This window comes from Vicinamibacterales bacterium (assembly GCA_035699745.1).
GTDB lineage: Bacteria > Acidobacteriota > Vicinamibacteria > Vicinamibacterales > 2-12-FULL-66-21 > JAICSD01.
On record DASSPH010000055.1, the window covers coordinates 37,151 to 61,722 of the forward strand.

Sequence of the window (24,572 nt, forward strand, 5' to 3'; positions counted from 1 at the left end):
CTCGTGGCGGTGTCAAAAGACCAGGAGGGCGGCTCGAATGCGCGCGCTGTCACTGATCCTCGTCACGACGCTGGCGTGCTCCGGCCCGGCGTACGCCCAGCGCGCCGAACCCGATCGGGCGGCGGCGGCTGAATTCCCGGCCTGCGAATTCACGCTGCTGAACACGTATCAGCGCGGACTGCGTCTCACCGCAGCGGCGCGGGCGCTCTCGCGCGAGCCGGACTCGATCGACACCCTGGCCCTGCTCCTCGCGACCGAGCGCCTCGACGCCGCGATTGCCGCGGCCGGACGTCTGGTGGCGGCGTCTCCCGACCGGTTCCTGCCGGCGTTGACGCTGCTCGCGCAGCACAACCACCGCTTCCGCGACGGCGCGCGCGGCCACGCGGGGGCGATGCGCGAGATCGCGCGCCAGGCGCGCCTGCGGCTCGGCAGCCTGGATCGGGAAGACGCCGCGCGGGCGGCTCGCCAGATCCTGATGTTCGACCCCGGGCCGGCCAGCCCGGCGCAGGCCAGCACCTACGAACAGGCGATCGCGACCTTCCTGCAGGAATACGCCGGGACAGAGGAAGCCCGGCTCACCGAAGTCGACCAGCTGATGCGGGGACGTCCGAGCTACGAGCAGGTCGACGCGCTCGAGGCGTTCGCCCGCGCGCATCGTGGAACAGCGGCCGGCGCGAAGGCTCTCTACAGCGCCGCGCATCAGCTCTCCGTCAACGTGCCGATCACGGGTGTGGAACGGCGCGGATCCGATCCGACCGAGCGGTTCGTGCGCGTGCTGGCGATGGTGAAGGAGCTGGAGAGCGGCGCCTATCCGCGCGGCGAGTGGGTCGATCGCGCATCCGAACTCGTCGCCGGACTGTTCGCGTCGAATCCGGCGATCGCGCCGGCCAACGTCGAGCGGCTCGAGGCCGAATACGCGGCGTTCGCGAAATCGCATATCGACGCGGACGGCCCCGATCCCGCCGAGTCGCGAATCGGCTACCTGCTCACCACCAAGCTCGCGGAGCTGCACAAGACGCAAGGAGATCCGGTGCCGCGCGTGGAACGCGTGCTCGATCGCCTTGCCGGCGAAACGGGTCGCGCCGACTTCGCCTTCATGAAGGCGAGGTTCTACCTGCGGACCGCCGTGAACGAGACGGGCCGGCGCGCGGCGATGCGCCAGAAAGCGCGCGACGCGCTCGGCGCCCTGATCGACGCCGGCACCGGTCTGTATCACCGGAAATCCCTGGCGACGCTCGCCTGCCTCGAGTTCGAGGATCGCGACTACGGCGGCGCGCTGGAGCACTTCACCGGCTACGTGCGGCGCTATCCGTCGAGTCCGTACGCATGGCTTGCGGCCCTCCGCGTCGGCGCGACGCAGGCGGCGATGGGCGACTGGCGGTCCGCGGCCGCGTCCTACCGCGCCGCGGCGCGATACGACGTGCCGATTGCGCGCATGCTCGGCCACGAACACGCGGCGCGCAGCCTCGAAGCGCTCGACGAGTCCGGCGCCGCGCTGCGCGAGCACGAGGCGGCGCTGGCCGCGTGGGATCCGAACTTCGCCGGATACTCGGCACGTGACCTGGTGCTGGGAGGGGCGCCCAACCTGCTCGCAACCGCGCCCGTTTCGTTCGAGCCCCCGGCGCCGATCGACCGCGATGCGCTGACGGCGCGGGTCGCGCAGCTCCGCGCGTCGCTCGCACATCCCTCGGGGCCGCTGCTCGAGCGCGGACGATGGCTGCTGCAGCAGGAACGCCGGGTCGAAGCGGCCGAGACGCTCGCGCGGCTGCTGCGCGAATACCCCCGATCGCCGCTGGCCGGCGAGGCGCGGGCGCTCTCGCATCACGCGCGGCTCGAGACGGCCCTCATCGCCGCGAACGTCGAAGCGGCCGCGCCCGATCCGGCGGCGGCGCTGGCGCAGCTCACGCAACTCATTCGCGAACCGTACGACGACGCCGTGTGCATTGCGGGGATCGCGCGCGCGACCCTGCTGGCGCGCGATCGCATCGACGAAGCCCGCACCGCGATGCGGACGGCGCTGGCGCAATGCCGCACCGGCAGCGCCGGGGCGGACGCCGGCGCGCCGTCCGCCCTCGACAGCGACGTCCTCGCCGTCCGCAATACGGTGTTCAGGCCGCTCGGCGGAGGTATTTACGCGACTGACGGATGGGACTCGCACCGCTGGCCGTCGGCGCCGCCGCCGTTCTTGCTGGTGTCCGGCACGGTGACGGTGAAGACCTCCGACGGGCAGCAGACTGAGGTGCGCGTTCGCCGCCCCGTGCCGGGGCTGGACAATGTCGTGTTCGTGAGCGGCGATCAACTTCGGCTGTTGAACACCGTCATGACGGCGCTCGGCGGGACCAGACGCTTCGCGCCCGCCTCGGTGATGTCGACGCCGAATCAACCGGCCGGCGCGGCGCTCGACGTGCTCGCCTTCTGGAGACAGTTCTTCCCGGCGATGCCGGGGCATTGGGGCGGGTGGGAGTTCGAAGCCTTTCCGCGCATCAACCGGATCGACTTCCTCGACGCCGCACGCACGAGGGCCGCCGTCCCGGTCACGATCGGCTACTCCGGCGCGACGATCGTCCTCGAAAAGCGCGACGGTGTGTGGCGGATGCTCGAGCTGACCAACCGCTGGATCACGTGAGCCGCAAGCTCGTCCGCGGCCGGCGTCAGGCGCAGGCTTTGCACTGTGGACGCTCGATGCGTTGCCGTCTCGTCATTGCGGCCGTGGCGCTCCTGGCGCTGCAGGCATGCGCGGGCGCATTGGGGAATCTGAACGCCCTGGTGCAGCCGCCCCGCTTCCAGCAGGTCCCCGGACGACAGGCGGAGATCCGCGTGCTCGGGCTCGAAGGGGCGGGGGTGCGGATCTGGACCCGGGTGACGAACCCGAATACGTTCGGCATTCGCCTCGGGACGTTGAAGGGGACGCTGTTCCTCGAGGAAGCGCGCGCGGCTGACGCCGAGTTTCCGCTCGGTCTGGATCTGGGCGCCGGCGCCGACACCGAGCTGCCGATCGACATCAGCGTCAGTTTCCGGGATCTGCCGGGGCTGGGCGGCGTCGCACGCAAGGTGCTGGCGCGGGAAGCGGTGCCTTATCGTCTCGACGGCACGATCGGCATCGACGCGGGGCGCATCGGCCGCGACATGCTGTTCGGTCCGATGACGCTCTTGCGCGGCGAAGCCGTCGTCCCGATCCGCTGAAACGGCCCGGGCGCTTCAGGTGCCATCCACTCTGATCGCCGCCAGCAGGCGGCCGGCGCCCCGGCCGTGGGCGCGATACGAGTGGAGCCGATGCTGCTCGGTCCTGGTGCACAGCCCCGACGCAAAGATTCTCGCCGGATCGAGACCCGCGGCCGTCAACTGATCCGCGTTGGCGCGCTCCAGGTCGAGCAGCGATCGATCGCCGTGGCCGGCTGCGAACCAGCGGCCGATCGACGCGGCATCGGCGCCGCCGGCGCGAAATGCGTCGATCACCTCCGGACCGACCTCGCCGCAGCAGCGGCCGAGCAGCGGCCCGATCGCGGCAGTCAGATCCGATGGCCGGCTGCCAAACTGCTCCCGCAGCGCACGCACTGCCGCACCCGCCGCGTTCGCCGCGGTGCCTCTCCACCCGGCATGCGCCGCACCGGCGACGTTCCTGGCGGCGTCGTAGAGCAGGACCGCCGCGCAGTCGGCGGTCCGGACGCCGACGGCGATCGACGGATCGTCCGTGACGATGATGTCGGCTTCAGGGCGCGCCGCCGGCAGCGCATCACCGCGCCTGGCGACGGCGGCGTGGACGCCGTGGACCTGTTCGAGGAGCCGCAGCCGATCGGGTGTGACGCCGAGCGACCGCGCGACCGCGGCCCATTCGCCTGCGTTGTCGCGCAGGATCACGTCTCGCGACGTGAACAGATGGGGCGCCGGCAGCCGCGTGCAGCGCAGCGCGCGGCCCCACGGCTCTTGCGTCCACTCGAACGGGCCGGTAGGCTGGGGATCGGTCATCGACATCATGGGAATCATCGGACTCGGCGTGGATGCCACGGATCTGCCACGCGTGCGCGACGTGTTCACGCGCTACGGCGAGCGCTTTCTGCGACGCGTCTTCACCGACGTCGAGATTGCCTATTGTACGCGCCAGCGCGATCCGGTTCCCAGCCTCGCCGGCCGCTTCGCCGCCAAGGAAGCGGCGATGAAGGCGCTCGGGACCGGACATTCGCGCGGCGTGTTGTGGAAGGACATCGAAGTGTTCCGTCAGGGTGGGCCGCCGCAACTCCGGTTGTCGGGCGGCGCGGCCCGCCGGTTCGCGGCGATGGGAGGGCGCCGATCGCTGCTGACCATCACGCACTCCGAGGGTCTCGCGCTCGCGCAGGTGCTCCTGCTGGACGAATGATCGCCAACCGGCGTTAGCACTGTCGCCCCCGCGCCGCGTCGCGCGCCGGCCCGCGCGCGCGTCAAGTCCTTTCCGCGGCGCTCCTTCCAAAGACATCGCTCCTGCGCGCGGCGGCGGCGCGAGGCTTGCCCTGCTGCCCGGCGGAGGCTCGCCATGACGGTCAAGATCGTGTCGAATGACAAGGGCAATCCGCCCGGAAAGCTGGCGGATGCCGAGCTGCACTTCTCCGAAGGGCCGCTCGAAGGGCTGAAGCTGATTGGCTTCGCGGTGTGGGAGAAGAGAAACGGCGGCGGCCGGAACGTGACGTTCCCGGCGCGCTCGTTTTCGGTGAACGGCGAGCGAAGGTCGTTCGCGCTGCTTCGTCCGCTGGGCGACAGCACCGCCCAGAACCGGCTGCGCGATCTGATCCTCGAGGCGTATGACGAGCACGCCGGCGCGCTGGCCGAGGCGACGGCGTAGCGCGGCGCGGCCGCGGCGCGGCGTGACGGCAGCGCTACGAGAGGACCGGAAGGAACTTCCGGTTCTCGGCCGCGCGCTTCGGCGGCAGCGTCCATTCCTCCCGCAGCCCCTTGTCGAACTCGGCGCGGAAGAACGACGCCTTCATCCCGCCGTCGATGATGTCCCAGGGCAGGACCGCGTCGCCGGATCGGTCGCGGAAGATGAAGAAGTCGGCGTCGACGCCGCTCTCGGCCACCGCCGCGCGCCAGTTCCCGCCGTTGCGCTCGGCCGCTTCGATCGCGGGCGCCACCCGCCGGTCGCCGAGCGACAGCAGCGCCTGATAGTACGAGTGCCGCTCCGACTTGATGTTGAAGTACACGTTGTCGAGATCGGCGACGAGGGTGCGCAGCCGCTTTCCCTTGCGGTCGGTCACCGCCGGGTCTTCCATCGCCAGCCACTGGTAGGCCGTCCCTGGCTTCGGAATCAGCGGGTTCACGCTCGAGACGATCCGGCCGATGCGGCCTTTCGGCCTGGCGTGCGCCATCATGACGTCCCGCAGCTGCGCGGTGAGATCGCGGATGCTCGCCAGGTCCTCGTCGGTCTCGGTCGGCAGGCCGATCATGTAATAGAGCTTCAGGTTCTCCATGCCGTTCCTGAAGATCAGATCCGCCTTGTCGAGGATCTCGGCGTTGGTCACCGTCTTGTTGATCACCCGCCGCAGCCGGTCGGAGCCGGTCTCCGGCGCGATGGTGATCGACCGTTCGCCGCTCTGGTGCAGCATGCCGACGATCGTGTCGGTGAGATCGTCGAGCCGCAGCGACGCGGGGGAGATCGAGTAGCCCATCTCGATCAACCCCGAGAGGATGCGTTCGATCTCGGGATGATCGCAGAGCGCGATCGACACCAGGCCGGCGCGGTGGGCGTGCGGGCGGGCCTCGCGCGCCAGCTCCAGGATCCGGTCCGCCGGAAAGGCGCGGACCGGCAGGTAGTTGTAGCCGGCCCAGCAGAAACGGCACAGGTTGGCGCAGCCGCGCACCACCTCGATCAGGAAGCGCGATCCGAACTCGGTGTCGGGGGTGAAGATCCGCGTGGACGGGGGATCGAGGCGCTCGGTGCTCTTCACCGCCGCTTTCTTCACCGCCGGCGGCGCGCCGGTGCCGGGCTGCGGCACGAACGCGGCGATCGTGCCGTCAGCGGCGTACTCCACGTCGTAGAACGACGGCACGTAGAATCCGCGCTCGGCGGCGAGCTGGCGCAGCAGGCCGCCGCGATCGGCGCCGCTGCCGAGGGCGCGGGCGAGCGCCGGGATCAGGACCTCTCCTTCGCCGGCGGCGATGACGTCGGCAAACGGCGCGAGCGGCTCGGGGTTCACGAACGTGACCGCGCCGCCGATGACGACGAGCGGATCGTGGCGGGTGCGCGCCGCGCTGCGGAGCGGGATGCCCGCCAGGCGCAGCATCGACAACACGTTGGTGTAGTCCCATTCGAACGACACCGAGAACGCCACCACGTCGAAGTCGCGCACCGGCGTATCCGATTCGAACGTGCGCAGCGGCTGCCCGGAGGCGAGCGCCGCCTGCAATTCCTGCTTCGGCGGAAGGCAGACGCGCTCGCACACCACGTCCTCCAGCTCGTTGAACAGCCGGTAGACCGTCTGGAAGCCGAGGTTCGACATTCCGACGAAGTAGGTGTTCGGGAACGCGAGCGCGACGCGAAGCCGCCCCCCGTGTGGTTTGCGGATGAAGCCGACTTCGCGTGAAAGGACGTCGCTCGCGCGCCCGGGTCCCGCGCTGCGGGCCTGGGATCGCTGGGCCATAAAGGAGTTACGTGAGACTTGTCGTACGCGACAGCGGTATGAGGCGGCGTCGATCCCGCGTGCCGTGGATATACCTAGTGTACATCACGCCGCGGCCCCGCCGCCCCGGCCCGCAGGGCGGAAGGCGGCGGTAGCTGGACAGCCGCGGGCCCGGCTCCGTCCAGCCCGCCCGCGAAGGCCGGGCTACTCGTTCTGCCGCCGCAGGAACGCCGGGACGTCGAGCGGCGATACCGGCTCGAACTCGGCGCCCGGGCTGAACGTGTTGTGCGAGGGATCCGACGCGGCGGCGGCGACCGGCATCTCGAGGACGGGGCGTCGCGTCACGCTGAGCCGCGCTCCCCCGCCGCCGCCGGCGGCCGCGATCTTCTCCGTCGCCTGGTAGGCCGTGTAGGAGTGCAGGTCCACCGGCGTCGCCGCGGATGAGGCCGTGGCCTGCTTCGCCGCGCCGACCCGATCGAATCCGGTCGCGATGACGGTGATCTTCACCTTGCCTTCCATCTTCGGATCGACCACCGCGCCGAAGATGATGTTCGCGTCCTCGTGCGCCGCTTCCTGGATGATGGCCGACGCCTCGCTGACCTCGATCAGCGACAGATCGGCGCCGCCGGTGACGTTGATGATGACGCCGCGTGCCCCCTTGACCGACGCGTCCTCGAGCAGCGGGCTGGAGACGGCGCGCTGCGCCGCTTCCATCGCCCGCGACTCTCCCTCGGACAGCCCGGTGCCCATGATCGCGATCCCCATGCCGGCCATGATCGTCTTCACGTCCGCGAAGTCGAGATTGATCAGCCCGGGCACCAGGATCAGATCCGAGATGCCCTGGATCGCCTGCCGCAGCACGTCGTCCGCGCTGATGAACGCCTCGTTCAGCGAGGTCGAGCGCGCGATCGTGGCGAGAAGCCGCTCGTTCGGGATCGTGATGACGGTGTCGACGCAGTCGCGCAGCTCGTCGAGGCCGCGCTCGGCCTGCAGCTGGCGCTTCTTGCCCTCGAACTTGAACGGCTTGGTGACCACCGCGATGGTCAGCGCGCCGAGCTCGCTGGCCAGACTGGCGATCACCGGCGCGGCGCCGGTGCCGGTGCCGCCGCCCAGCCCGGTGGTGACGAACACCATGTCGGCGCCGTCGAGCGCCTCGATCAGTTTGTCGGTGTCTTCGAGCGCGGCCTGCCGGCCGACGTTCGGGTCGGCGCCGGCGCCAAGCCCCTTCGTCAGCTTGCTGCCGATCTGGATCTTGTGCGGCGCCGCATTGAGCTTGATCGCCTGCAGATCCGTGTTCGCCACGATGAACTCGACGCCGTCGAGCCCCGCCAGCACCATGCGGTTCACGGCGTTGCTGCCGCCGCCCCCGACCCCCACCACCTTGATGCGGGCGCCCGTCCGGCCTTCCTCTTCGAGCCTCAACCGCAGCGTGGACGTGTTCTGATCAGCCATCCGGCCCTCCATCAGAAGAACTCCTTGAACAAGCCGCGCAGCCGGCCGGCCACGCGTCCGAACGCGCCGGCCCCGACCGGGCGCGCAACTTCTCCGACGTGATTTCTGTGCGCGTACATCACCAGCCCCACCGCCGTGGCGAAGGCCGGGTTGTTGACGTGATCGGCGAGGCCGCCGACGCCGGCCGGCACGCCGCGGCGGATCGGCAGATCGAAAATCTGCTCGGCGATCTCCGCCATCCCCTCGAGCATCGCTCCGCCGCCGGTGAGCACGATTCCCGAGTTGAGCGACTTCTCGAACCCGGCCTTGCGGATCTCGTCCCAGAGCAGGTGAAAGATCTCCTCCGCGCGCGGCTGCAGGATCTCCGACAGGATGCGCCGCGCCATCACGCGCGGCTTGCGCCCGCCGACGCTCGGCACGTCCATGGTCTCGTCTTCGCTCACCATCGCCGACAGCGCGCAGCCGCAGCGGCGCTTGATCTTCTCCGCGTCCGGGATCGCCGTGCGCAGGCCGACGGCGATGTCGTTGGTGAAGTGATCGCCGCCCACCGCCACCACGCCGGTGTGCCAGATGCTGCCGCGCTCGAAGATGGCGAAGTCGGTGGTGCCGCCGCCGATGTCGACCAGCGCCACCCCCAGCTGCTTCTCGTCGTCGGTGAGCACCGCCTCGCTCGCCGCCAGCTGCTCGAGCACGGTGTCGAGCACGGCGACGCCGGCCCGGTTCACGCACGCGACGATGTTCTGCGTCGACGAGGCGCTGCCGGTGACGACGTGGACGTTCACCTCGAGCCGGGTCCCGGTCATGCCGACCGGCGCGCCGATGCCGTCCTGCTCGTCGACGACGAAATCCTGCGGCAGGACGTGCAGGATCTCCCGCCCGCTCGGCAGCGCCACCGCCTTCGCCGCGTCGATCGCGCGCCGGACGTCCTCGCGGGTGATCTCGCGGTTCTTCCCGGCGACGGCGACCACGCCGCGGCTGTTGAACGCCTTGACGTGCGCGCCCGACAGGCCGAGATGGACCGAGTCGATCTCGACCCCGGCGGTCAGCTCGGCCTCGTCGATCGCCTTCTTGATCGACTCGACCGCCGCCTCGAGGTTCACGACGACGCCGCGGCGGATGCCCTTCGACTCGGCCAGGCCGAGACCGATGATGTCGAGGCCGTCATCGTCGGTCATCTCCCCGACGATGGCGGCGATCTTCGACGTCCCGACGTCCAGACCGACCAGATATCGTTCCTTACGCGCCACAGATGCCCCCGTGTCTCTCCGGCCTGAAGGCCGAAGCTACCTACCCCACCCGCTCGAGCAGCGGGCACTCACCGTTTCACCGCCGCCGGCCGGACGTAAACCCGTTCACCGAAGCGCAGGTCGACGTAGTCGATGTCGCTGACCTGTTCGCGCAGCGCCGGCGCGAGATCGACGTACGACTGGAGCCGCTCGAGGAACTTCTCGTCGCCGAGGTGCAGCAGCGCCGGGTCGTCCTGGAGCATCACCACCGCGTCGTGGATGTCGCGAACGTCGATCTGCGAAACCCGCCGGGCGATGTCGTTGCGCGACGCCAGCGAGTCGATGACGCGCGCCGCGAGATCCGCCCGCGCCGGATCGATCGTCGGCTGGCCGCTGCTCGGCGACGCGACCAGGCCGTCGATGATCGGCAGGTCGAACTCGGAGTAGAGGGGCCCGAACTCGTCGATCAGGGTGCCGCCGGCGTCGACCAGGTACAGCGTGCTGCCGAGGCGGCAAAGGCCGACCGGGCGTCGCTCGGAGACGAAGATCTCCACGGTCGACGGCAGCACGCGGCGCAGCGCCACGTCCGCGATCCACGGCGATTCCATCAGCCGCCGCCGGTAGCCGACGAGATCCGCGGTGAGGATGCTGGTGCCGCGGAGGCCGTCGACGATCGCCTGCACCTCGCCGCTCGAGATGCGCACGTTGCCGTGCACGGCAATCCGGCGGACCTGCAGCGCGGATGCGTGCAGCACCAGCGTGGTCGCCGTATAGCCGGCGTACGCGACGAACGTGACCGCCACGAGATAGCGCACCAGCCGCCACGAGACGTACCGGAGCAGGCCGGCGCTTCGCCTGGCCGACCCGGGCCGCGTCCGCGCGCGGCGGAAGTTCTTTTCCGCAGGGGCTTTGACCCGCATGCCTACGCCGTCGCCTTTCCGGTGAGCGCCTCGAGGATCCGCTCGGGCAGCGTGCCGATCGAACCGGCGCCAAGCGTGATCACCAGGTCGTGCGGCCGCGCCATCCGGGCGACCGCCGCCGGAACGTCGTCGAGCGCCTTCACCAGCGTGACCGGCCGGCCCGTCTTGCGCACCGCCGCTTCCACCGCTTCGGCGGTCGCGCCGGGTATGGGCGCTTCGCCCGCGGCATAGACGTCCGTCAGCAGGATCTCGTCCGCGCCGGCCAGGGCGGCGCCGAACTGGTCGAGCAGATCGCGGGTGCGCGTGTAGCGGTGCGGCTGGAACACCACCACGATCCGGCGGTCGAGGCCGGCGCGCGCCGCGGCAATCACGGCGGCGATCTCGGTGGGATGGTGCCCGTAGTCGTCCACCACCATCACGCCGCCGGCCTCGCCGCACAGCTGGAACCGCCGCTCGGCGCCGCGAAAGTCCGAGAACCCGCTGGCGATCTTCGCGAACGGGATGCCGACCTCGAGGCCCACCGCCACGGCGCCGAGGGCGTTGAGCAGGTTGTGGCGGCCCGGCACTCGCAGCTGCAGCGTGCCGAGATCGGTGGCGGCGCCGCCGCGCGGCGCGTGCACGACGCGGCAGCGCGAGCCGAACGCCTCCAGCGCCATGTCCCGGCCGGTCACCGTCGCGGCGCGATCGTCGAACCCGTAGGTGATCACCCGGCGGGTCATGCGCGGCAGCAGCTCGCGCACCGGCGCGTCGTCGGCGCAGGCCACCACCGTGCCGTAGAACGGCACCTTGTTGGCGAAGTCGACGAACGCCTGCTGCAGGGCGCCCCAGCTGCCGTAGCTCTCCATGTGCTCGTGGTCGAGGTTCGTAATCACCGCAATCGACGGCGTGAGCTTCAGGAACGTCCTGTCGCTCTCGTCCGCTTCGACGACCATGTAGTCCCCGCGGCCGAGCCGCGCGTTGCTGCCGAACGCGCTCAGCCGCCCGCCGATCACCGCCGTGGGATCCAGACCGGCGCGCTCGAGCACCAGTGCGATCATCGACGTGGTCGTCGTCTTGCCGTGCGCGCCGGCGACGGCGATGCCGTAGCGCAGCCGCATCAGCTCGGCGAGCATCTCGGCCCGCGGGATCACCGGGATGCCGCGGCGGCGGGCCTCGTCCACCTCGGGGTTGCCGGCTTGAATCGCCGACGAGGTCACGACCACGTCGGCCTCCCGCACGTGCGACGCATGGTGTCCTTTCGCGACTCTCACCCCGAGCTTTTCCAGACGCGCGGTCAATTCCGATGGCTTCGCATCCGAGCCGCTCACCTCGTACCCGAGATTGGCCAGCAGCTCGGCGATCCCGCTCATGCCGATCCCGCCGATGCCGACGAAATGAATCCGCCGCGTTCGTCCCAGCATCTCAGTCGCCGCCGGCGACGAGCTGCAGCAGCCGGTCGACGATCCGCTTCGCCGCGTCCGGGCGCGCCATGGCGTGCGCCGCGCGCCCCATCTCCGCGATGCGGCGCGAATCCGACGCCAGCGCCAGCAGTCGATCCGCGAGCAGCGGACCGGTCAGGTCCTTCTGCTCGATCAGCTCGGCGGCGCCGGCGCGGGCGAAGACCTCGGCGTTCTTCTTCTGGTGATCGTCGGCCGCCGTCGGCAGCGGTACGAGGATCGCGGCGCGCCCGACCGCGGCCAGCTCGGCGATCGTCGTCGCGCCGGCGCGGCTCACCACGAGGTCCGCGCCCTTCATTTCCCGGTCCATGGCGTAGAGGAACGGCTCGACCCGGGCCTCGAGGCCCGCGGAGCGGTAGCCGCTCCTGACCATGTCCACGTCGCGCTCTCCTGTCTGATGCGTGATGTCCACGCCGCCAGCGGCTGCCAGCCGCGGCGCCGCCTCCACCATGGCCAGGTTGATTGCGTGCGCGCCCTGGGAGCCGCCAAAGATCAGGACCTTCGCCCGCCGGCCGTTGCCGCGGTCCGGCGGACGCTCCCCGTCGAAGAATTCAGGACGTACCGGGTTGCCTGCGACAAAACCCCTCCTGCCGAAGAAGGACACCGTCGAGTCGAACGTCACCGCCGCCGCGCTCACCACGCGCGCGAGCAGTCGATTGGTCATGCCGGGCACGGCGTTCTGCTCGGCGATGAGCGTCGGCACGCCGCGCAGCGCCGCGAGCATCACCACCGGTCCCGAGGCATAGCCGCCGACGCCGATCACGACGTCCGGCCGGCGGCGGCTGATGATCCGCCAGGCATCGGCGAAGCTCAGTGGCAACAGCGCGACGCCGCGAATCGCCGCCGGCGCCGAGCGCCCCTTCAAGCCCGCGATGCGGAGCAGATCCAGCTCGAACCCTTCGCGCGGCACCACCCTGGTTTCGATTCCGCGCGCCGTTCCGGCGAACGTGATCGTCGATCCCGGCCGCCGCGCCGCCAGCTCTCTGGCGATCGCGATCCCCGGATACAGATGGCCGCCGGTGCCGCCCCCGGCAATCACGGCGCGCAACGCGGCTGCCCCGAGTGAGCTCGAGAGGGTCATGCATCCGCCGTCATTTCCGTGGTGATGACGTGCGTGGAGGAGGCGTACTGCGAGACGTTCAGCAGGATGCCCATCCCGATCATGCTCATCAGCAGCGACGAGCCGCCGAAGCTGACGAACGGCAGCGGGATTCCCTTCGTCGGCAGCAGTCCGAGCACCACGCTGATGTTGAAGAACGCCTGCACGACCACCATGGCGGTGAGTCCCAGGGCGAGGAACGCGCCGAAGCGATCCGGCGCGCGGAGCGCCGTGCGCAGCCCGCGCCACGCGATCACGCAGAAGCAGGCCAGCACCAGCGACGTGCCGAGGAGCCCCAGCTCCTCGCCGATCACCGCATAGATGAAATCGGTTTCGGGGTACGGCAGATAGAACAGCTTCTGCACGCCGGCCATCAGGCCACGGCCGAAGACGCCGCCGGTGCCGACCGCGATCAGCGACTGAATCACCTGGAAGCCGTCGCCGAGCGGGTCCTGCCAGGGGTCGAGGAAGGCGAGCATGCGGCGGCGCCGGTAGTCGGCGCTCATCAGCACCAGATAGGCGGCCGGCAGCAGCACCAGCATCAGTCCGACGATGTAGCGGTAGTTGATCCCGGCGGCGAACACCATCGCGGCGACGATCACGATGATCGACAGCGCCGTTCCAAGGTCCGGCTGCAGCAGGATCAGCCCGACGATGCCGCCGAGCACGACGCCGACCGGGACCAGCGAGTAGCGCAGGTCGTCGATGCGGTCCATGCGGCGCTCGAGGATCGCGGCCACGAAGAAGATGACGGCGAGCTTGGCGAACTCGGACGGCTGCACGCCGACGCCGGCGACGCCGAACCACCGCCGCGCGCCGTTGATGCGCGGGCCGAACAGCACGGCGATCAGCGCCAGCCCGACCAGCCCGAGCGCCGTCCACAGGACGATCGGCTGCCGGTAGTTGCGGTAGTCGACGCGCATCAGCACCGGCATCAGCACCAGGCCGAGCAGCGCGAACGTCGCCTGCTTGAACAGGAAGAACGACGGGTGCTGGTGCTTCTCCAGCGCGATCACGGCCGAGGCGCTGTAGACCATCACCAGGCTGGCGCAGACCAGCACCAGGATGGCGATGAACAGCAGCTTGTCCGATTTGAGTTTCCTGGCCATTTGATCGTACCGTCACGCCTGCCGGCTAAAGCCCGGCCGGGGCGGAACCGAAACAACCCCCGAGCAGTCAGTTGTCATCAGCCGGTTGTGAGGGAAGACACCGACCTCGCAGACCGGGGCAGCCTGCGTTCCCAGCGGCCAGCTCTTCTCCGCCATTACCGACTGATGACAACTCACTCCTCGGGGATATCGATCTCCCCGCTACCCGCTTCCCGCTTCCCGCTTCCCGCTTCCGGCTTCCCGCTTCCCGCTTCCCGCGTCGAGTCACTGTTCCCTGATGCCGCTCCACTCGCTTTCGAGCCGCGCCACTTCGCGTTTGAAGACCTGGCCGCGCTCGGCGTAGTCCTTGAACATGTCGAAGCTCGCGCATGCCGGGGCGAGCAGGACGGTTTCGCCGGGGGACGCGAGGGCGAACCCGGTCCGCACCGCTGCCACCATGTCGGCGGCGTCGTGCACGGCCACCGCGGGTGACAACGCCTCGCGCACGAGCGGCGCCGCTTCCCCGATGGCGACGACCGACGCGGATCGCTCCACCAGGGCGGACGTCAGGTCGGCGAAGTCGCCGCCCTTGAAGCGGCCGCCGAGGATCACCACCAGGCCGGGCGCGAAGCTCTGAATCGCGCGCAGCGCCGCCTCGATGTTGGTGGCCTTCGAGTCGTTGACGAAGCGCACCCCGGCGATCTCCGCGACCGGCTCCAGCGCGTGCTCGAGGCCGGTGAAGGTCTCGACCGCGCGCACCATCGCGGGCGCCGCGACCCCGGCGAGCGATGCGATCGCCGTCGCCGCGACCACGTCGGCCAGCAGGTGCCGGCCGAGCACCTTGACCGACGACAGCGGCACCAGCGCCTGCTCGCCGTCGCGCGTGCGCCGCACGATCGCGTCGCGGGCGACGAGCACCCCTTCCAGCAGGTCGCGTGACGTGGCGAACAGCAGCCGCCGCGAGCGCGCTTCCTGCGCCAGCGCGTGGGACGGCTCGTCGTCCGCGTTGAGCACCGCCCAGTCGTCGGACGTCTGGTTCGCGAAGATCCGTGCCTTGGCCGCCGCGTACTCCGCCAGGTCCGCGTGGCGATCGAGGTGATCGGGCGAGAAGTTCAACAGCACCGCGATCCACGGATGGAAGGTCTCGGACCCCTCCAGCTGGAAGCTGCTCACTTCGACGACGTGGATCGTTTCTTCCGTGGAATCGTCCACCTGCGCGCTCAGCGCGTGCCCGATGTTGCCGCCGACCAGCACGCGATGGCCGCCGGCCTCGAGCATCCGCCCCGTCAGCGTCGTGGTCGTCGACTTGCCCTTGGTGCCGGTGATGGCGACGATGCGCCCGCGAAGCCAGCGTGAGGCGAGCTCCAGCTCCCCCATCACGGGGACGCCGGCGGCGCGCGCCGCGGCGACGTCGCGCTGGGTCAGCGGCACGCCCGGACTCAGCACGATCAGATCCGCCGATCGCAGCGTCCCGGCGCGGTGTCCGCCGAGCTCGAGCTCGACGCCGGCGTTGCGCAGCTGCCCCTCTTCGGGGATGGAAGGCTGAAGGTCGGTCAGCGTCACCGTGGCGCCGCGGCGCACCAGCAGCTCCGCGGCCGCCACCCCGCTTCTCGCGGCGCCGACGACGACCGCTTTCCGTCCCGCGACCGTGAAAGGAGTGCTGCCCGTCATCTGAGCTTCAGGGTGGTGAGGCTGAACAGCGCGAAGATGATCGCGAGGATCACGAACCGGGCGATCACCTTCGGCTCCGACCAGCCGATCAGCTCGAAGTGGTGGTGCAGCGGCGCCATCCGGAACACGCGCCGGCCGGTGAGGCGGAACGACGCGACCTGCACCACGACCGACGCGGCCTCGAGCACGAAGACGCCGCCGACGATCACCAGCACGAACTCCTGCTTGATGAGGAGCGCGACCGTCCCGAGCGCGCCGCCGAGGGCGAGCGATCCGACGTCGCCCATGAAGATGTCGGCGGGATAGGAGTTGTACCAGAGGAAGCCGAGGCTGGCGCCGACCAGCGCGCCGCAGAAGATCGTCAGCTCGCCGATCAGCGGCGACACGGTCTGGAGCTGCAGGTACTCCGCGAAGACGCGATGCCCGCTGACGTAGGCGAGCGCCGTCAGCGCCGCGGCGGCGACGCCGAACACGCTGATCGCGAGGCCGTCGAGGCCGTCCGTGAGGTTGACCGCGTTGGTCCAGCTCACGCACACGAACATCGCGAACAGGACGTAGGCCCAGCCGAGATCCGGGATGAACCGCTTGAAGAACGGAAAGACCAGCCGCGTGTTGTAGAGATCGAGCGCGGTCAGCGCGATCAGCGCGCCGCCGACGGCGAGCCCGATCACCACCTGCCAGCCCATCTTGTAGCGCGGCCACAAGCCGTGGTGCGAGCGGCGCACGATCTTGAGGTAGTCGTCGGCGAAGCCGACCGCGCCGAACGCGGCGGTCGCGATGACCACGATCCAGATGTTGGGGTTGGTCAGATTGGCCCAGAGCAGCGTCGGGATCAGCGCCGACGACAGAATCAGCAATCCGCCCATGGTCGGCGTGCCCGCCTTGGCGCGGTGCGTCTGCGGCCCGTCCTGCCGGATCACCTGGCCGATCTGGAACTCGCGCAGCCGCCGGATCATCATCGGCCCGAGCACCAGGCTCAACGCCAGCGCCGTCACGCTCGCCCCGGCGGTGCGGAACGTGATGTAGCGGAACACGTTCAGCACCCCGAACTCCGAGTGGAGCTGCTCGTAGAGCAGGTGGTACAGCATCAGGCGAACTCCGCCTTGAGGCGATCGACGACGATGTCGGTGCGGATGCCTCGCGAGCCCTTCACCAGGACCAGATCGCCGGGGCGGACGCGCTGCAGGACGACCCGCGTCGCCTCGTCGCTGTGCGCCGCGTGAATGACGGTCGGGACGCCCGCCGCGAGGGCGGCATCGGCCATCCGCTCCGCGGCTTCGCCGCCGACGGTGATCAGCATCGCCAGGCCGGCGGCCGCGGCGGCGACGCCGCTCTCTTCGTGCAGGCGGACGGAGTGCTCGCCCAGCTCCAGCATCTCGCCGAGCACCGCGATCTTCCGCGCGCTCCCCGTGGCGGCGGCGACCGTCTCCAGCGCGCGCGTCAACGCCGCCGGGCTCGAGTTGTAGGAATCGTCGATCAGCGTCACGCCGCCGGGCAGGCGCAGCAGCTCGCCGCGGTGCGCCGCCGGCTTCATCGCCGCGGCGCGCGCACTGATCTGGTCGGTAGGCACGCCCAGGTCGATGGCCACCGCCGCCGCCGCCAGGACGTTGAGGAGGTTGCCGGACCCGAGCAGCGGCGTCTCGATTTCGAAGGTGCCGGCGGGAGAGGTCACGATCGCGCTCATCCCGTCGAGGCCGCGATGCCGCACGGCACTGGCGCGCACATGAGCTCGATCCGATAGACCGAACGTCAGAATCCTGCCCCCGAACCACTGGGCGCGCGACTGAATCCGCTCGTCGTCCGCGTTGGACACCAGCAGGTCGCCGGGCCGCGCCTGCTCGAGGATCTCCGCCTTGGCATCGGCGATCGCGTCCGCCGAGGCAAAGAACCCGAGGTGGGCGTCGCCGACGTTGGTCCACACGCGCACCTCCGGCTCGGCGATCCCGACCAGCGTGCGGATCTCGCCGGGATGGCTCATCCCCAGTTCGACGACCGCGACGTCCGGCTTCGAGCGCAGCTCCAGCAGCGAGAGCGGCAGGCCGATGTGGTTGTTCAAGTTCCCCTTGTTGCGAAACACGGTCCGCGTTCCCGCCAGGAACTCGGCCGTCAACTCCTTGGTCGTCGTCTTGCCGGCGCTGCCGGTGATCGCGACCACCTTGGCGCCCGATCGCCGCCGCACCTCGCGCGCGCCGTCCTGCAGCGCCCGCGTCGTGTCCGCGACCTTGATCAAGAGCGGCGCCGGTCCCCCCTCGCCCCGCGACGGGCGTGAGCCCGTCGACGGGTTTCCTGCCTCGGGCAGGGCCGGCGTCGCGGTCACCACTGCCCCGGCCGCTCCCGCGGCCAGCGCGCTGGCGACGAATTCATGCCCGTCGAACCGGTCGCCGCGGATGGCGACGAACAGATCGCCGCGCTGCAGCGTGCGCGTGTCGATCGACCATCGCTCGACCCGCCGCGCCGGATCGCCGGAGACGATCGTGCCGCCGGTCGCGGCGGCGATCTCCGCGGCGGTGAGCGCGATGGCCGCCACCGGTCAGGTCACCCGCGATCCGCTGCGCCGCCGTCCCAGCGCCGCGCGGGCCACGTCCACGTCGTCGAACGGCAGCGTCCGGTCGCCGATCACCTGGTACTTCTCGTGCCCCTTGCCGGCGATCAGAATCAGGTCGCCTGACCGCGCGTCCTTGATCGCCTTCTCGATCGCTTCGCGCCGATCGACGATGGCGAGCGACGGCGTGCCCTTCTGCTGCCCCTTCGGCGCGATGCGGTCGGCGGGCCTCACGATGCCGCGGCGGATCTCGTCGATGATCCGCTCCGGATCTTCGCTGCGCGGGTTGTCGGACGTGACGATCACCAGGTCGCTGAGCCGCGCCGCCACCGCCCCCATCAACGGCCGCTTGGTGCGATCGCGGTCGCCGCCGCAGCCGAACACGGTCACGACGCGGCCGGTGGCGAGGGGACGCGCCGTCTCGAGCAGGTTCTTCAGCGCGTCGTCGGTGTGCGCGTAGTCGACGATGACCCGCACGTCGTCGGCCGGCGCGGAGACGACCTGGAAGCGGCCCGGCACGTTCTCCAGGCGGGCGACGCCGGCTTCGATGGCCGAGAACGGCAAGTCGAGCGCCATCGCGGTCGCCGCGGCGGCGATGATGTTGTAGGCGTTCGGGCGGCCGACCAGCGGCGACCGCACGTGCAGCGTGCCGCGCGGCGTGCGGATCTCGAACTCGAGCCCGTCGAGCGTGAAGGTCAGCGGGCCGGGACGGACGTCCGCAGCCGCGTCAATCGCGTAGGTCACCGGCCGCTTCGCGGCGGCGATCAGATCCGAGCCGCGGCGGTCGTCCACGTTGATGACGCCGACCGCCCCCGCGGGCAGGATCTCGAACAGCCGGCGCTTGGCGCCGAAGTACGCCTCCATGTCGCCATGGAAGTCGAGATGGTCCCGGGTGAGATTGGTGAACACCCCGGCGGCGAACCGCAGGCTGTCGGCGCGCCGCAGCGCGAGCGCGTGCGACGACACCTCCATCACGCAGGCGCCGCAGCCGTCGGCCACCATGCCGCGGAGCATCTGCTGCAGCTCGGGCGCCTCCGGCGTGGTGCGCGGCGCCTCCAGCTCGCGCCCGCCGACGCGGTAGCCGATCGTGCCGATGCGGCCGCACTTGATCCCGGCCGCTTCGAAGATCGAGGCGAGCACGTACGAGGTCGTGGTCTTGCCGTTGGTGCCCGTGATCCCGACGAGCACCAGCTCCTCGCTGGGATGGCCGTGGAAGGCGGCGGCGAGCTCGGCCAGTGCGGCGCGCGCGCCCGCGACGCGCATCCACGGCACCGACACGCCCGCGGGGGGGGCGGTCTCGGCGACGACCGCGATCGCGCCGTTGGCGATCGCCTGCGGCGCGAACCGGCTGCCATCGGCGTTGACGCCGCGCAAGGCGACGAACACCGTGCCCGGCTTCACCTGGCGCGAGTCGTAAGCGACGCCCGTGACCTGGCGATCGTCTGCGACAGCCGGGGCGCGGTCCCGGAACGACGTCGCGGCGAACAGCTCGCGCAGCGTCACGGCGCGCCCCCGTTGGCCATCACGCGGCGGCCCAGCTTCAGCGCGCAGGCCTCGCCGCGCAGCACCGCCGATCCGGGCAGCGGCAGCTGATCGAGGACGAACCCGTCGCCGCTCATCCGCGCCGTCATCCCGAGCTTCGACAGCAGCCGCAGCGCTTCGCGCGCGCTGAGCCCGCGCAGATCGGGCATCAGGCCGTCGCGCACCGGCTCCACCTCCGCCGGCAGCACGGCGGCGGTGCGCGCCGGCTGCGGCATCACGCCGGTGGCGTCGGCGGCGTCGCGCCGGGCGACGAGCACCGGCGGCGGCGGATTCAGGTTCGGCGGAATCCCGAGATACGTCACCGCCGCTTCGGCGATGCGCTTGAACACCGGCGCGGACACCGCCCCTCCCGTGTGCCCTCTGGCGTGCGGCGAATCGATCACCACGAGGATGGCCAGGCGCGGGTTGCGCGAGGGAATGAAGCCGACGAACGACGCGTTGTAATCGGACGTCTGATAGTGGCCGTTGACGAGCTTCGCCGCCGTGCCGGTCTTGCCGGCGATGGTGAACCCCTCGATCTGCGCCGCCTTCGCGGTGCCGCGCTCGACCACCTGTTCCATGATCGTCGTCAGCGTCGCTGCCGTCCCGGCTTCGATCGTGCGCCGCATCTCCTTCGCCGGCACGTCGATGCGGCGGCCGTCCCTGATGAAGGCGCGGACGACGCGAGGCTGGAACAGGTGGCCGCCGTTGGCGACCGAGCTGACGGCGCTCACCATCTGCAGCGGCGTCACGCCGACCTGGTAGCCCATCGCCACCGAGGCGAGCGCGCTGGCGTCGAGCCGATCGGCGCTCCAGACGATGCCGGCGGTCTCTCCCTTGAAATCCGGCCCGAGCGTCTGGCCGAAGCCGAACCGGTTCACGTACTGCGTGAGGACCTCCGGGCCGACCTTCAGACCGACCTTGATCGCGCCGACGTTGCTCGATTTGACGATGACGTCGGTGAAGTCGAGCGTCCCGTAGTGGTGCGTGTCGTAGATCGGCTTGCGTCCCGGGAACGTGATGAAGCCCGGGCTGGTCTCGATCAGCGAATCCGGCCGGATCACCTTCTGTTCCAGCGCCGCCGACGCGGTGACGATCTTGAACGTCGAGCCCGGCTCGTAGAGCGTCTGGATGGCGCGGTTGCGGCGGACGGCGTCGTCGACGCGGCCGAACGCGTTGGGATTGAACGTGGGCCAGTTGGCGAGCGCGAGGATCTCGCCGCTCGACGGATCCATGACGATCGCGGTTCCGCCTTCGGCGCGGTTCTCCTCGACGCCGGCGCGCAGCTCGCGTTCGGCGACGTACTGCAGGTACTGATCGATCGTCAGCTCGATGCCGGCGCCCGCGGTGGGCGGGGTTTCGACCCGGCTGAACATCGCCTTCCGCAGGTTGTCGGTCTGCAGCAGGACCTTGCCGGCGCGGCCGCGGATCTGCGAGTCGTAGGCGGACTCGATGCCGCCGAGACCGACGTTGTCGAGGCCGACGTAGCCGATGACGTGGGCCGCCAGCTCGCTGTTCGGGTAGTAGCGGCGGCTCTCCTTCAGCAGCATGATGCCGGACAGCGCCAGCGCCTTGACGCGCCGCGCCTCGTCGGGCGTCACCTGGCGGGCGATGTAGGCGAACGGCGCGCGCTTCGAGAGGTTCCTCGCGATCCCCTGCCGGCGCTCGGCGTTGCAGCCGTCGAGCGCGGCGCAGACGCGCGCCGCGACCTCCGCCGGGTTGTCGATCTCGTTCGGCACCGCGGCGATGGTGTCGGCGTCGACGCTGTAGGCGAGCAGCCGTCCCTTGCGATCGAAGATGTCGCCGCGCTTGGCGGGCGGGATCACGGTGCGCAGCTGCTGCCGATCGGCGCGGGTGGTGAAGTCCTCGTGCGCGACGACCTGCAGATAGACCAGGCGCGCCTCGATGCCCGCGGTCCACAGCGCCAGGCCGGCGGCGGCGATGAGAATGCGCGAGCGGAGGGTCGCGCGCCATTCCGCCGGTGGCCGAAGGCTGCCAGGCCGAGACCTCGTCCGGCTTCGAGCAGCGACTGGATGCGCTCTGGTGTGATCGCCATGTCCGGACGCGCCTGTCTACCGTGCGGCGACGATCGATTTGTCGGGCGGCGCCGCCGGAGTGACGCGCTCGATGACGATGGCCCGGCCGCGCGCCGGCGCGACGAGGTGGAGCTGCTCGGTGGCGATCTTCTCGATGCGGCGCGGGGCGCGCAGCGTCTCGATCTCGAGCGTGAGGTGGCGGTTGATCTCCTCTTCCGCGGCGCGCTCCTGGCGCATGCGTTCGATTTGATAGCCGTGCCGCAGCAGCTCGAAATGCTGCCACGCGGAGAACAGCAGCACCACGACGAGGAACAGCCCGATGCCGACCGAGCGCCAGAGCTGCCGCTGGCGCGCCGCGTCGACCTCGCGCACGATCGGGTTGTTGCGAATGTCCTTCTTGATCGCGTACTCGAAGTCCATTCCGCTCATGCGAACCTCTCAATCGCGCGCAGCTTGGCGCTGCGGGCGCGCGGGTTGCGCGCGACCTCGTTGTCGCCGGGCGTGAGCGGCCGCTTGGTCAGGATGCGGAGCCCGTCGCCGGTCTTCTCCAGCGCCCGGAAGGTGTGCTTCACGATGCGATCCTCGAGCGAGTGGAACGTGATCACCGCCAGCCGCGCGTTCGCGCGCAGCCGCCGCGTCGCGTCCGCGAGGAACCCGTCCAGCCCCTCCAGCTCGCGGTTGACCCAGATCCGCAGCGCCTGAAAGGTCCGCGTCGCCGGGTCGATCCGCTGGTGTCCCTTGTGCGGCACGGCGCGGCGGACGATCGCCGCCAGCCGCGACGTCGTGTCGATCGCCGCTTCCCGGCGCGCGCCGACGATCGCGCGGGCGACGCGGCGCGAAAAGCGCTCCTCCCCGAACTGGAAGATCACGTCGGCGAGCGCCTGCTCGTCCACGTCGCGGAGCAGATCCGCCGCGGTGGGTCCCTGGGTGCGATCCATCCGCATGTCGAGCGGCTCGTCGCGGCGGAAGCTGAAGCCGCGCCCGGCCTCGTCGAGCTGCATCGACGACACCCCGAGGTCGGCGAGCGCGCCCGCCACCGCGTCGATGCCGCGCGCGTCGAGCACCCGGCCGAGGTCGCGGTAATCCGCATGCACCAGCTCGACACGCCCGCCGAAGGAGGACAAGGCGGCACGCGCCAGCGCCAGCGCGGAGACGTCGCGATCCAGCCCGAGCAGGCGGTCGGCGCCGTTCTCCAGCAGCGCGCGGCTGTGGCCGCCGAGCCCGACGGTGCAGTCGACGAACAGACCGCCGCGCGACGGCTCGAGCAGGGTGAGCACTTCGGGGACCATCACCGGCTCGTGCAGGGGCGACATCAGACGCCGAACTCCGAGAGGGCGCGGGCGTCGTCGTCCGTGTAAGGCTCGCTGAGCATCTTGGCGACGAGCCGATCGTGATTCCAGACGTCGAGGCGATCGACCGCGCCGAGCACGTCGACTTCACCGCTCATGCCGGCGGAGTCGCGCAGGCGCTGGTGGATCAGCACGCGCCCCTGTGAATCGATTTCGGCGCTCTGCCCGTAGTAGTTCACCCGGTCGAGAAACTTGGTGCGGGACGGATGAGTCGAGGGGGCGCGGGCCAGGCGCTCTTCCAGGGCCAGCCAGACCGGCATGGGATAAATCCGTACGGAGTCCCCCGTCAGGCTCGTCACGAACACTTCAGACCCATGCGCCTTTTCGACCAGCGCACGGAAAGCGTTCGGAATCTTGAGCCGCGCCTTGTCATCGATTCTGGCGGCGTAGTTGCCCCGGAGCACGTCCGTTTACTCCACTTTGCTCCACAAAAATCCACCGCGATAGTAGAGGGGGCATCTCTTTCTGTCAACGGCAAAATGTAGAGCCTCTTGGACTTACGTTAAACTTTCGCCCCCTTTCGCGTGCTAGCATGCGCAGATCTGACATGCTGCGCGCCGGCCTCATCGGGTTCCCCTCGTCCGGCAAGACCGCCCTCTTCCAGCTCCTGACCAGCGTCCGCGAGGCTCCGCGTCCCGCGGGCCGGCAGGAAGCCCATGTCGGCGTGTCCCGCGTACCCGACGAGCGCCTCGATCGGCTGACTGAGCTGTTCAAACCGCGCAAGCACACCCCGGCGACCGTCGAGTTCGCCGACATGGGCGGCGCCGGCGGGGCGCGGACCGGCGCGGCCGCGCTCCTCGACGTCGCCCCGTTTCGCAACGCCGACGCGCTGCTGCACGTCGTCCGCATGTTCCGCGATCCCGCCATTCCGCACGCCGCGGGCTCCGTCGATCCGGCGCGCGACGTCCGCACCATGGAGGAGGAAGTCATCCTCGCGGATCTCGGCGTCGTCGAGCGGCGGCTCGAGCGGCTCGAACGGGATCTGAAGAAGTCGGCGGCGAACGCGGACCTGAAGAAGGAACACGAGATCCTGCTGCGCTGCCGGGCGCTGCTCGAGAACGGCAAGGCGATCCGCACGCTCGACCTCCCGGCCGACGACGCGCGGCGGCTGAGAGGATTCCAGTTCCTCTCCGCGAAGCCGCTGCTGATCGTGTTGAATCTCGACGAGGCGGATCTGCCGCAGGCCGACCGCGCGGTGGACCTTGCCGGAATCGCGGATTACCTCCAGGGCGCGCACACCCGCGCCGTGCCGATCTGCGCCAAGATCGAGCTGGAGATCGCGCAGCTCGATCCGGCGGACGCCGCGGCATTCATGGCGGATCTCGGCCTGCGCGAGTCTGGCCTGGACCGCGTGATCCGCGCCAGCTACGAGCTGCTCGGGTACATCTCCTTCTTCACCGTGGGGGAAGACGAGAACCGCGCGTGGTCGATCCCGCGCGGCACCAACGCGCAGCAGGCGGGCGGGGAGATTCACACCGACATCCAGCGCGGCTTCATCCGCGCCGAAGTGGTGCGCTACGAGCACCTGCTCGCGCGGGGCTCGCTCGCGGCGTGCCGCGAGCACGGCGAGCTGCGCCTCGAGGGGAAGGAGTACATCGTCCTCGACGGCGACGTGATCAACTTCCGCCACGCGACGTAATCATCC

General features: G+C 70.3%; 21 protein-coding genes. 5 read left to right on the forward strand and 16 right to left on the reverse strand.

Annotated elements, in window-relative coordinates:
* Nucleotides 1-37 precede the first annotated feature (37 nt).
* Both VFK57_11960 and VFK57_11965 read left to right on the forward strand, forming a co-directional pair.
* Nucleotides 38-2,626 (forward strand): hypothetical protein, encoded by a 2,589-nt coding sequence (locus VFK57_11960; protein HET7696417.1) that lies wholly within the window; start codon nt 38-40, stop codon nt 2,624-2,626.
* 56 nt (nt 2,627-2,682) lie between these two features.
* A complete protein-coding gene (locus VFK57_11965) occupies nt 2,683-3,183 on the forward strand; it encodes an LEA type 2 family protein (GenBank protein HET7696418.1) in 501 nt (166 codons plus the stop codon).
* Nucleotides 3,184-3,198: 15 nt separating this feature from the next.
* Here VFK57_11965 and VFK57_11970 read toward each other — a convergent pair whose 3' ends face one another.
* A complete protein-coding gene (locus VFK57_11970; protein ID HET7696419.1) occupies nt 3,199-3,966 on the reverse strand; it encodes a polyphenol oxidase family protein in 768 nt (255 codons plus the stop codon).
* 7 nt (nt 3,967-3,973) lie between these two features.
* On the opposite strand from VFK57_11970, the gene acpS reads away from it, so the two are divergent.
* Together acpS and VFK57_11980 are read left to right on the forward strand one after the other, a co-directional pair.
* Nucleotides 3,974-4,354 (forward strand): holo-ACP synthase, encoded by a 381-nt coding sequence (acpS, locus tag VFK57_11975; protein ID HET7696420.1) that lies wholly within the window; start codon nt 3,974-3,976, stop codon nt 4,352-4,354.
* A gap of 153 nt (nt 4,355-4,507) precedes the next feature.
* Complete coding sequence (locus VFK57_11980) at nt 4,508-4,813, forward strand: hypothetical protein (GenBank protein ID HET7696421.1); 306 nt, start codon at nt 4,508-4,510, stop codon at nt 4,811-4,813.
* Between the two features lie 34 nt (nt 4,814-4,847).
* On the opposite strand, the gene VFK57_11985 is transcribed toward VFK57_11980, so the two are convergent.
* From VFK57_11985 to VFK57_12055, 15 genes are all read right to left on the reverse strand, one after another.
* Nucleotides 4,848-6,608, reverse strand: coding sequence for a radical SAM protein (locus VFK57_11985; GenBank protein ID HET7696422.1), 1,761 nt, complete (start codon nt 6,606-6,608; stop codon nt 4,848-4,850).
* Nucleotides 6,609-6,791: 183 nt separating this feature from the next.
* Nucleotides 6,792-8,039, reverse strand: a complete 1,248-nt coding sequence (gene ftsZ / locus VFK57_11990) for a cell division protein FtsZ (protein HET7696423.1) — start codon at nt 8,037-8,039, stop codon at nt 6,792-6,794.
* A gap of 11 nt (nt 8,040-8,050) precedes the next feature.
* The gene (gene ftsA / locus VFK57_11995) at nt 8,051-9,286 is read right to left on the reverse strand and encodes a cell division protein FtsA (GenBank protein HET7696424.1); all 1,236 of its coding nucleotides are present in this window, start codon (nt 9,284-9,286) and stop codon (nt 8,051-8,053) included.
* Between the two features lie 68 nt (nt 9,287-9,354).
* Nucleotides 9,355-10,185, reverse strand: coding sequence for an FtsQ-type POTRA domain-containing protein (locus tag VFK57_12000; protein HET7696425.1), 831 nt, complete (start codon nt 10,183-10,185; stop codon nt 9,355-9,357).
* Nucleotides 10,186-10,187: 2 nt separating this feature from the next.
* Complete coding sequence (gene murC, locus VFK57_12005; protein HET7696426.1) at nt 10,188-11,585, reverse strand: UDP-N-acetylmuramate--L-alanine ligase; 1,398 nt, start codon at nt 11,583-11,585, stop codon at nt 10,188-10,190.
* A gap of 1 nt (nt 11,586) precedes the next feature.
* Nucleotides 11,587-12,702, reverse strand: coding sequence for an undecaprenyldiphospho-muramoylpentapeptide beta-N-acetylglucosaminyltransferase (gene murG, locus VFK57_12010; GenBank protein HET7696427.1), 1,116 nt, complete (start codon nt 12,700-12,702; stop codon nt 11,587-11,589).
* A complete protein-coding gene (gene ftsW / locus VFK57_12015; GenBank protein ID HET7696428.1) occupies nt 12,699-13,829 on the reverse strand; it encodes a putative lipid II flippase FtsW in 1,131 nt (376 codons plus the stop codon). The genes murG and ftsW overlap by 4 nt, the downstream gene beginning before the upstream one ends.
* Before the next feature lie 264 nt (nt 13,830-14,093).
* Nucleotides 14,094-15,479 carry a UDP-N-acetylmuramoyl-L-alanine--D-glutamate ligase gene (gene murD, locus VFK57_12020; protein ID HET7696429.1) on the reverse strand — a complete coding sequence of 462 codons (1,386 nt, stop codon included), beginning with the start codon at nt 15,477-15,479 and terminating at the stop codon, nt 14,094-14,096.
* Nucleotides 15,476-16,567, reverse strand: coding sequence for a phospho-N-acetylmuramoyl-pentapeptide-transferase (mraY, locus tag VFK57_12025; GenBank protein HET7696430.1), 1,092 nt, complete (start codon nt 16,565-16,567; stop codon nt 15,476-15,478). Before mraY ends, murD begins: the two co-directional genes overlap by 4 nt.
* Nucleotides 16,567-18,006, reverse strand: a complete 1,440-nt coding sequence (gene murF / locus VFK57_12030; protein ID HET7696431.1) for a UDP-N-acetylmuramoyl-tripeptide--D-alanyl-D-alanine ligase — start codon at nt 18,004-18,006, stop codon at nt 16,567-16,569. Before murF ends, mraY begins: the two co-directional genes overlap by 1 nt.
* Nucleotides 18,007-18,009: 3 nt before the next feature.
* On the reverse strand, nt 18,010-19,524 hold the full coding sequence (locus VFK57_12035) for a UDP-N-acetylmuramoyl-L-alanyl-D-glutamate--2,6-diaminopimelate ligase (protein HET7696432.1): 1,515 nt from the start codon (nt 19,522-19,524) through the stop codon (nt 18,010-18,012).
* Complete coding sequence (locus tag VFK57_12040) at nt 19,521-21,368, reverse strand: penicillin-binding protein (protein HET7696433.1); 1,848 nt, start codon at nt 21,366-21,368, stop codon at nt 19,521-19,523. Before VFK57_12040 ends, VFK57_12035 begins: the two co-directional genes overlap by 4 nt.
* Before the next feature lie 246 nt (nt 21,369-21,614).
* Nucleotides 21,615-22,007 (reverse strand): cell division protein FtsL, encoded by a 393-nt coding sequence (locus tag VFK57_12045; GenBank protein HET7696434.1) that lies wholly within the window; start codon nt 22,005-22,007, stop codon nt 21,615-21,617.
* Nucleotides 22,004-22,891, reverse strand: a complete 888-nt coding sequence (gene rsmH / locus VFK57_12050; GenBank protein HET7696435.1) for a 16S rRNA (cytosine(1402)-N(4))-methyltransferase RsmH — start codon at nt 22,889-22,891, stop codon at nt 22,004-22,006. Before rsmH ends, VFK57_12045 begins: the two co-directional genes overlap by 4 nt.
* A complete protein-coding gene (locus tag VFK57_12055) occupies nt 22,891-23,331 on the reverse strand; it encodes a hypothetical protein (protein HET7696436.1) in 441 nt (146 codons plus the stop codon). Before VFK57_12055 ends, rsmH begins: the two co-directional genes overlap by 1 nt.
* Nucleotides 23,332-23,459: 128 nt before the next feature.
* Here VFK57_12055 and ychF point away from each other — a divergent pair, with 128 nt between their 5' ends.
* Nucleotides 23,460-24,566 carry a redox-regulated ATPase YchF gene (gene ychF / locus VFK57_12060; protein ID HET7696437.1) on the forward strand — a complete coding sequence of 369 codons (1,107 nt, stop codon included), beginning with the start codon at nt 23,460-23,462 and terminating at the stop codon, nt 24,564-24,566.
* The last annotated feature ends 6 nt before the right edge of the window (nt 24,567-24,572 follow it).

Bases quoted from the DNA above. Each gene is read 5' to 3' on its own strand.
- VFK57_11960 (HET7696417.1), top strand. From the start codon at position 38: ATGCGCGCGCTGTCACTGATCCTCGTCACGACGCTGGCGTGCTCCGGC.
- VFK57_11965 (HET7696418.1), top strand. From the start codon at position 2,683: ATGCGTTGCCGTCTCGTCATTGCGGCCGTGGCGCTCCTGGCGCTGCAG.
- VFK57_11970 (HET7696419.1), bottom strand. From the start codon at position 3,966: ATGACCGATCCCCAGCCTACCGGCCCGTTCGAGTGGACGCAAGAGCCG.
- acpS (HET7696420.1), top strand. From the start codon at position 3,974: ATGGGAATCATCGGACTCGGCGTGGATGCCACGGATCTGCCACGCGTG.
- VFK57_11980 (HET7696421.1), top strand. From the start codon at position 4,508: ATGACGGTCAAGATCGTGTCGAATGACAAGGGCAATCCGCCCGGAAAG.
- VFK57_11985 (HET7696422.1), bottom strand. From the start codon at position 6,608: ATGGCCCAGCGATCCCAGGCCCGCAGCGCGGGACCCGGGCGCGCGAGC.
- ftsZ (HET7696423.1), bottom strand. From the start codon at position 8,039: ATGGCTGATCAGAACACGTCCACGCTGCGGTTGAGGCTCGAAGAGGAA.
- VFK57_12000 (HET7696425.1), bottom strand. From the start codon at position 10,185: ATGCGGGTCAAAGCCCCTGCGGAAAAGAACTTCCGCCGCGCGCGGACG.
- murC (HET7696426.1), bottom strand. From the start codon at position 11,585: ATGCTGGGACGAACGCGGCGGATTCATTTCGTCGGCATCGGCGGGATC.
- murG (HET7696427.1), bottom strand. From the start codon at position 12,702: ATGACCCTCTCGAGCTCACTCGGGGCAGCCGCGTTGCGCGCCGTGATT.
- ftsW (HET7696428.1), bottom strand. From the start codon at position 13,829: ATGGCCAGGAAACTCAAATCGGACAAGCTGCTGTTCATCGCCATCCTG.
- murD (HET7696429.1), bottom strand. From the start codon at position 15,479: ATGACGGGCAGCACTCCTTTCACGGTCGCGGGACGGAAAGCGGTCGTC.
- mraY (HET7696430.1), bottom strand. From the start codon at position 16,567: ATGCTGTACCACCTGCTCTACGAGCAGCTCCACTCGGAGTTCGGGGTG.
- VFK57_12045 (HET7696434.1), bottom strand. From the start codon at position 22,007: ATGAGCGGAATGGACTTCGAGTACGCGATCAAGAAGGACATTCGCAAC.
- rsmH (HET7696435.1), bottom strand. From the start codon at position 22,891: ATGTCGCCCCTGCACGAGCCGGTGATGGTCCCCGAAGTGCTCACCCTG.
- ychF (HET7696437.1), top strand. From the start codon at position 23,460: ATGCGCAGATCTGACATGCTGCGCGCCGGCCTCATCGGGTTCCCCTCG.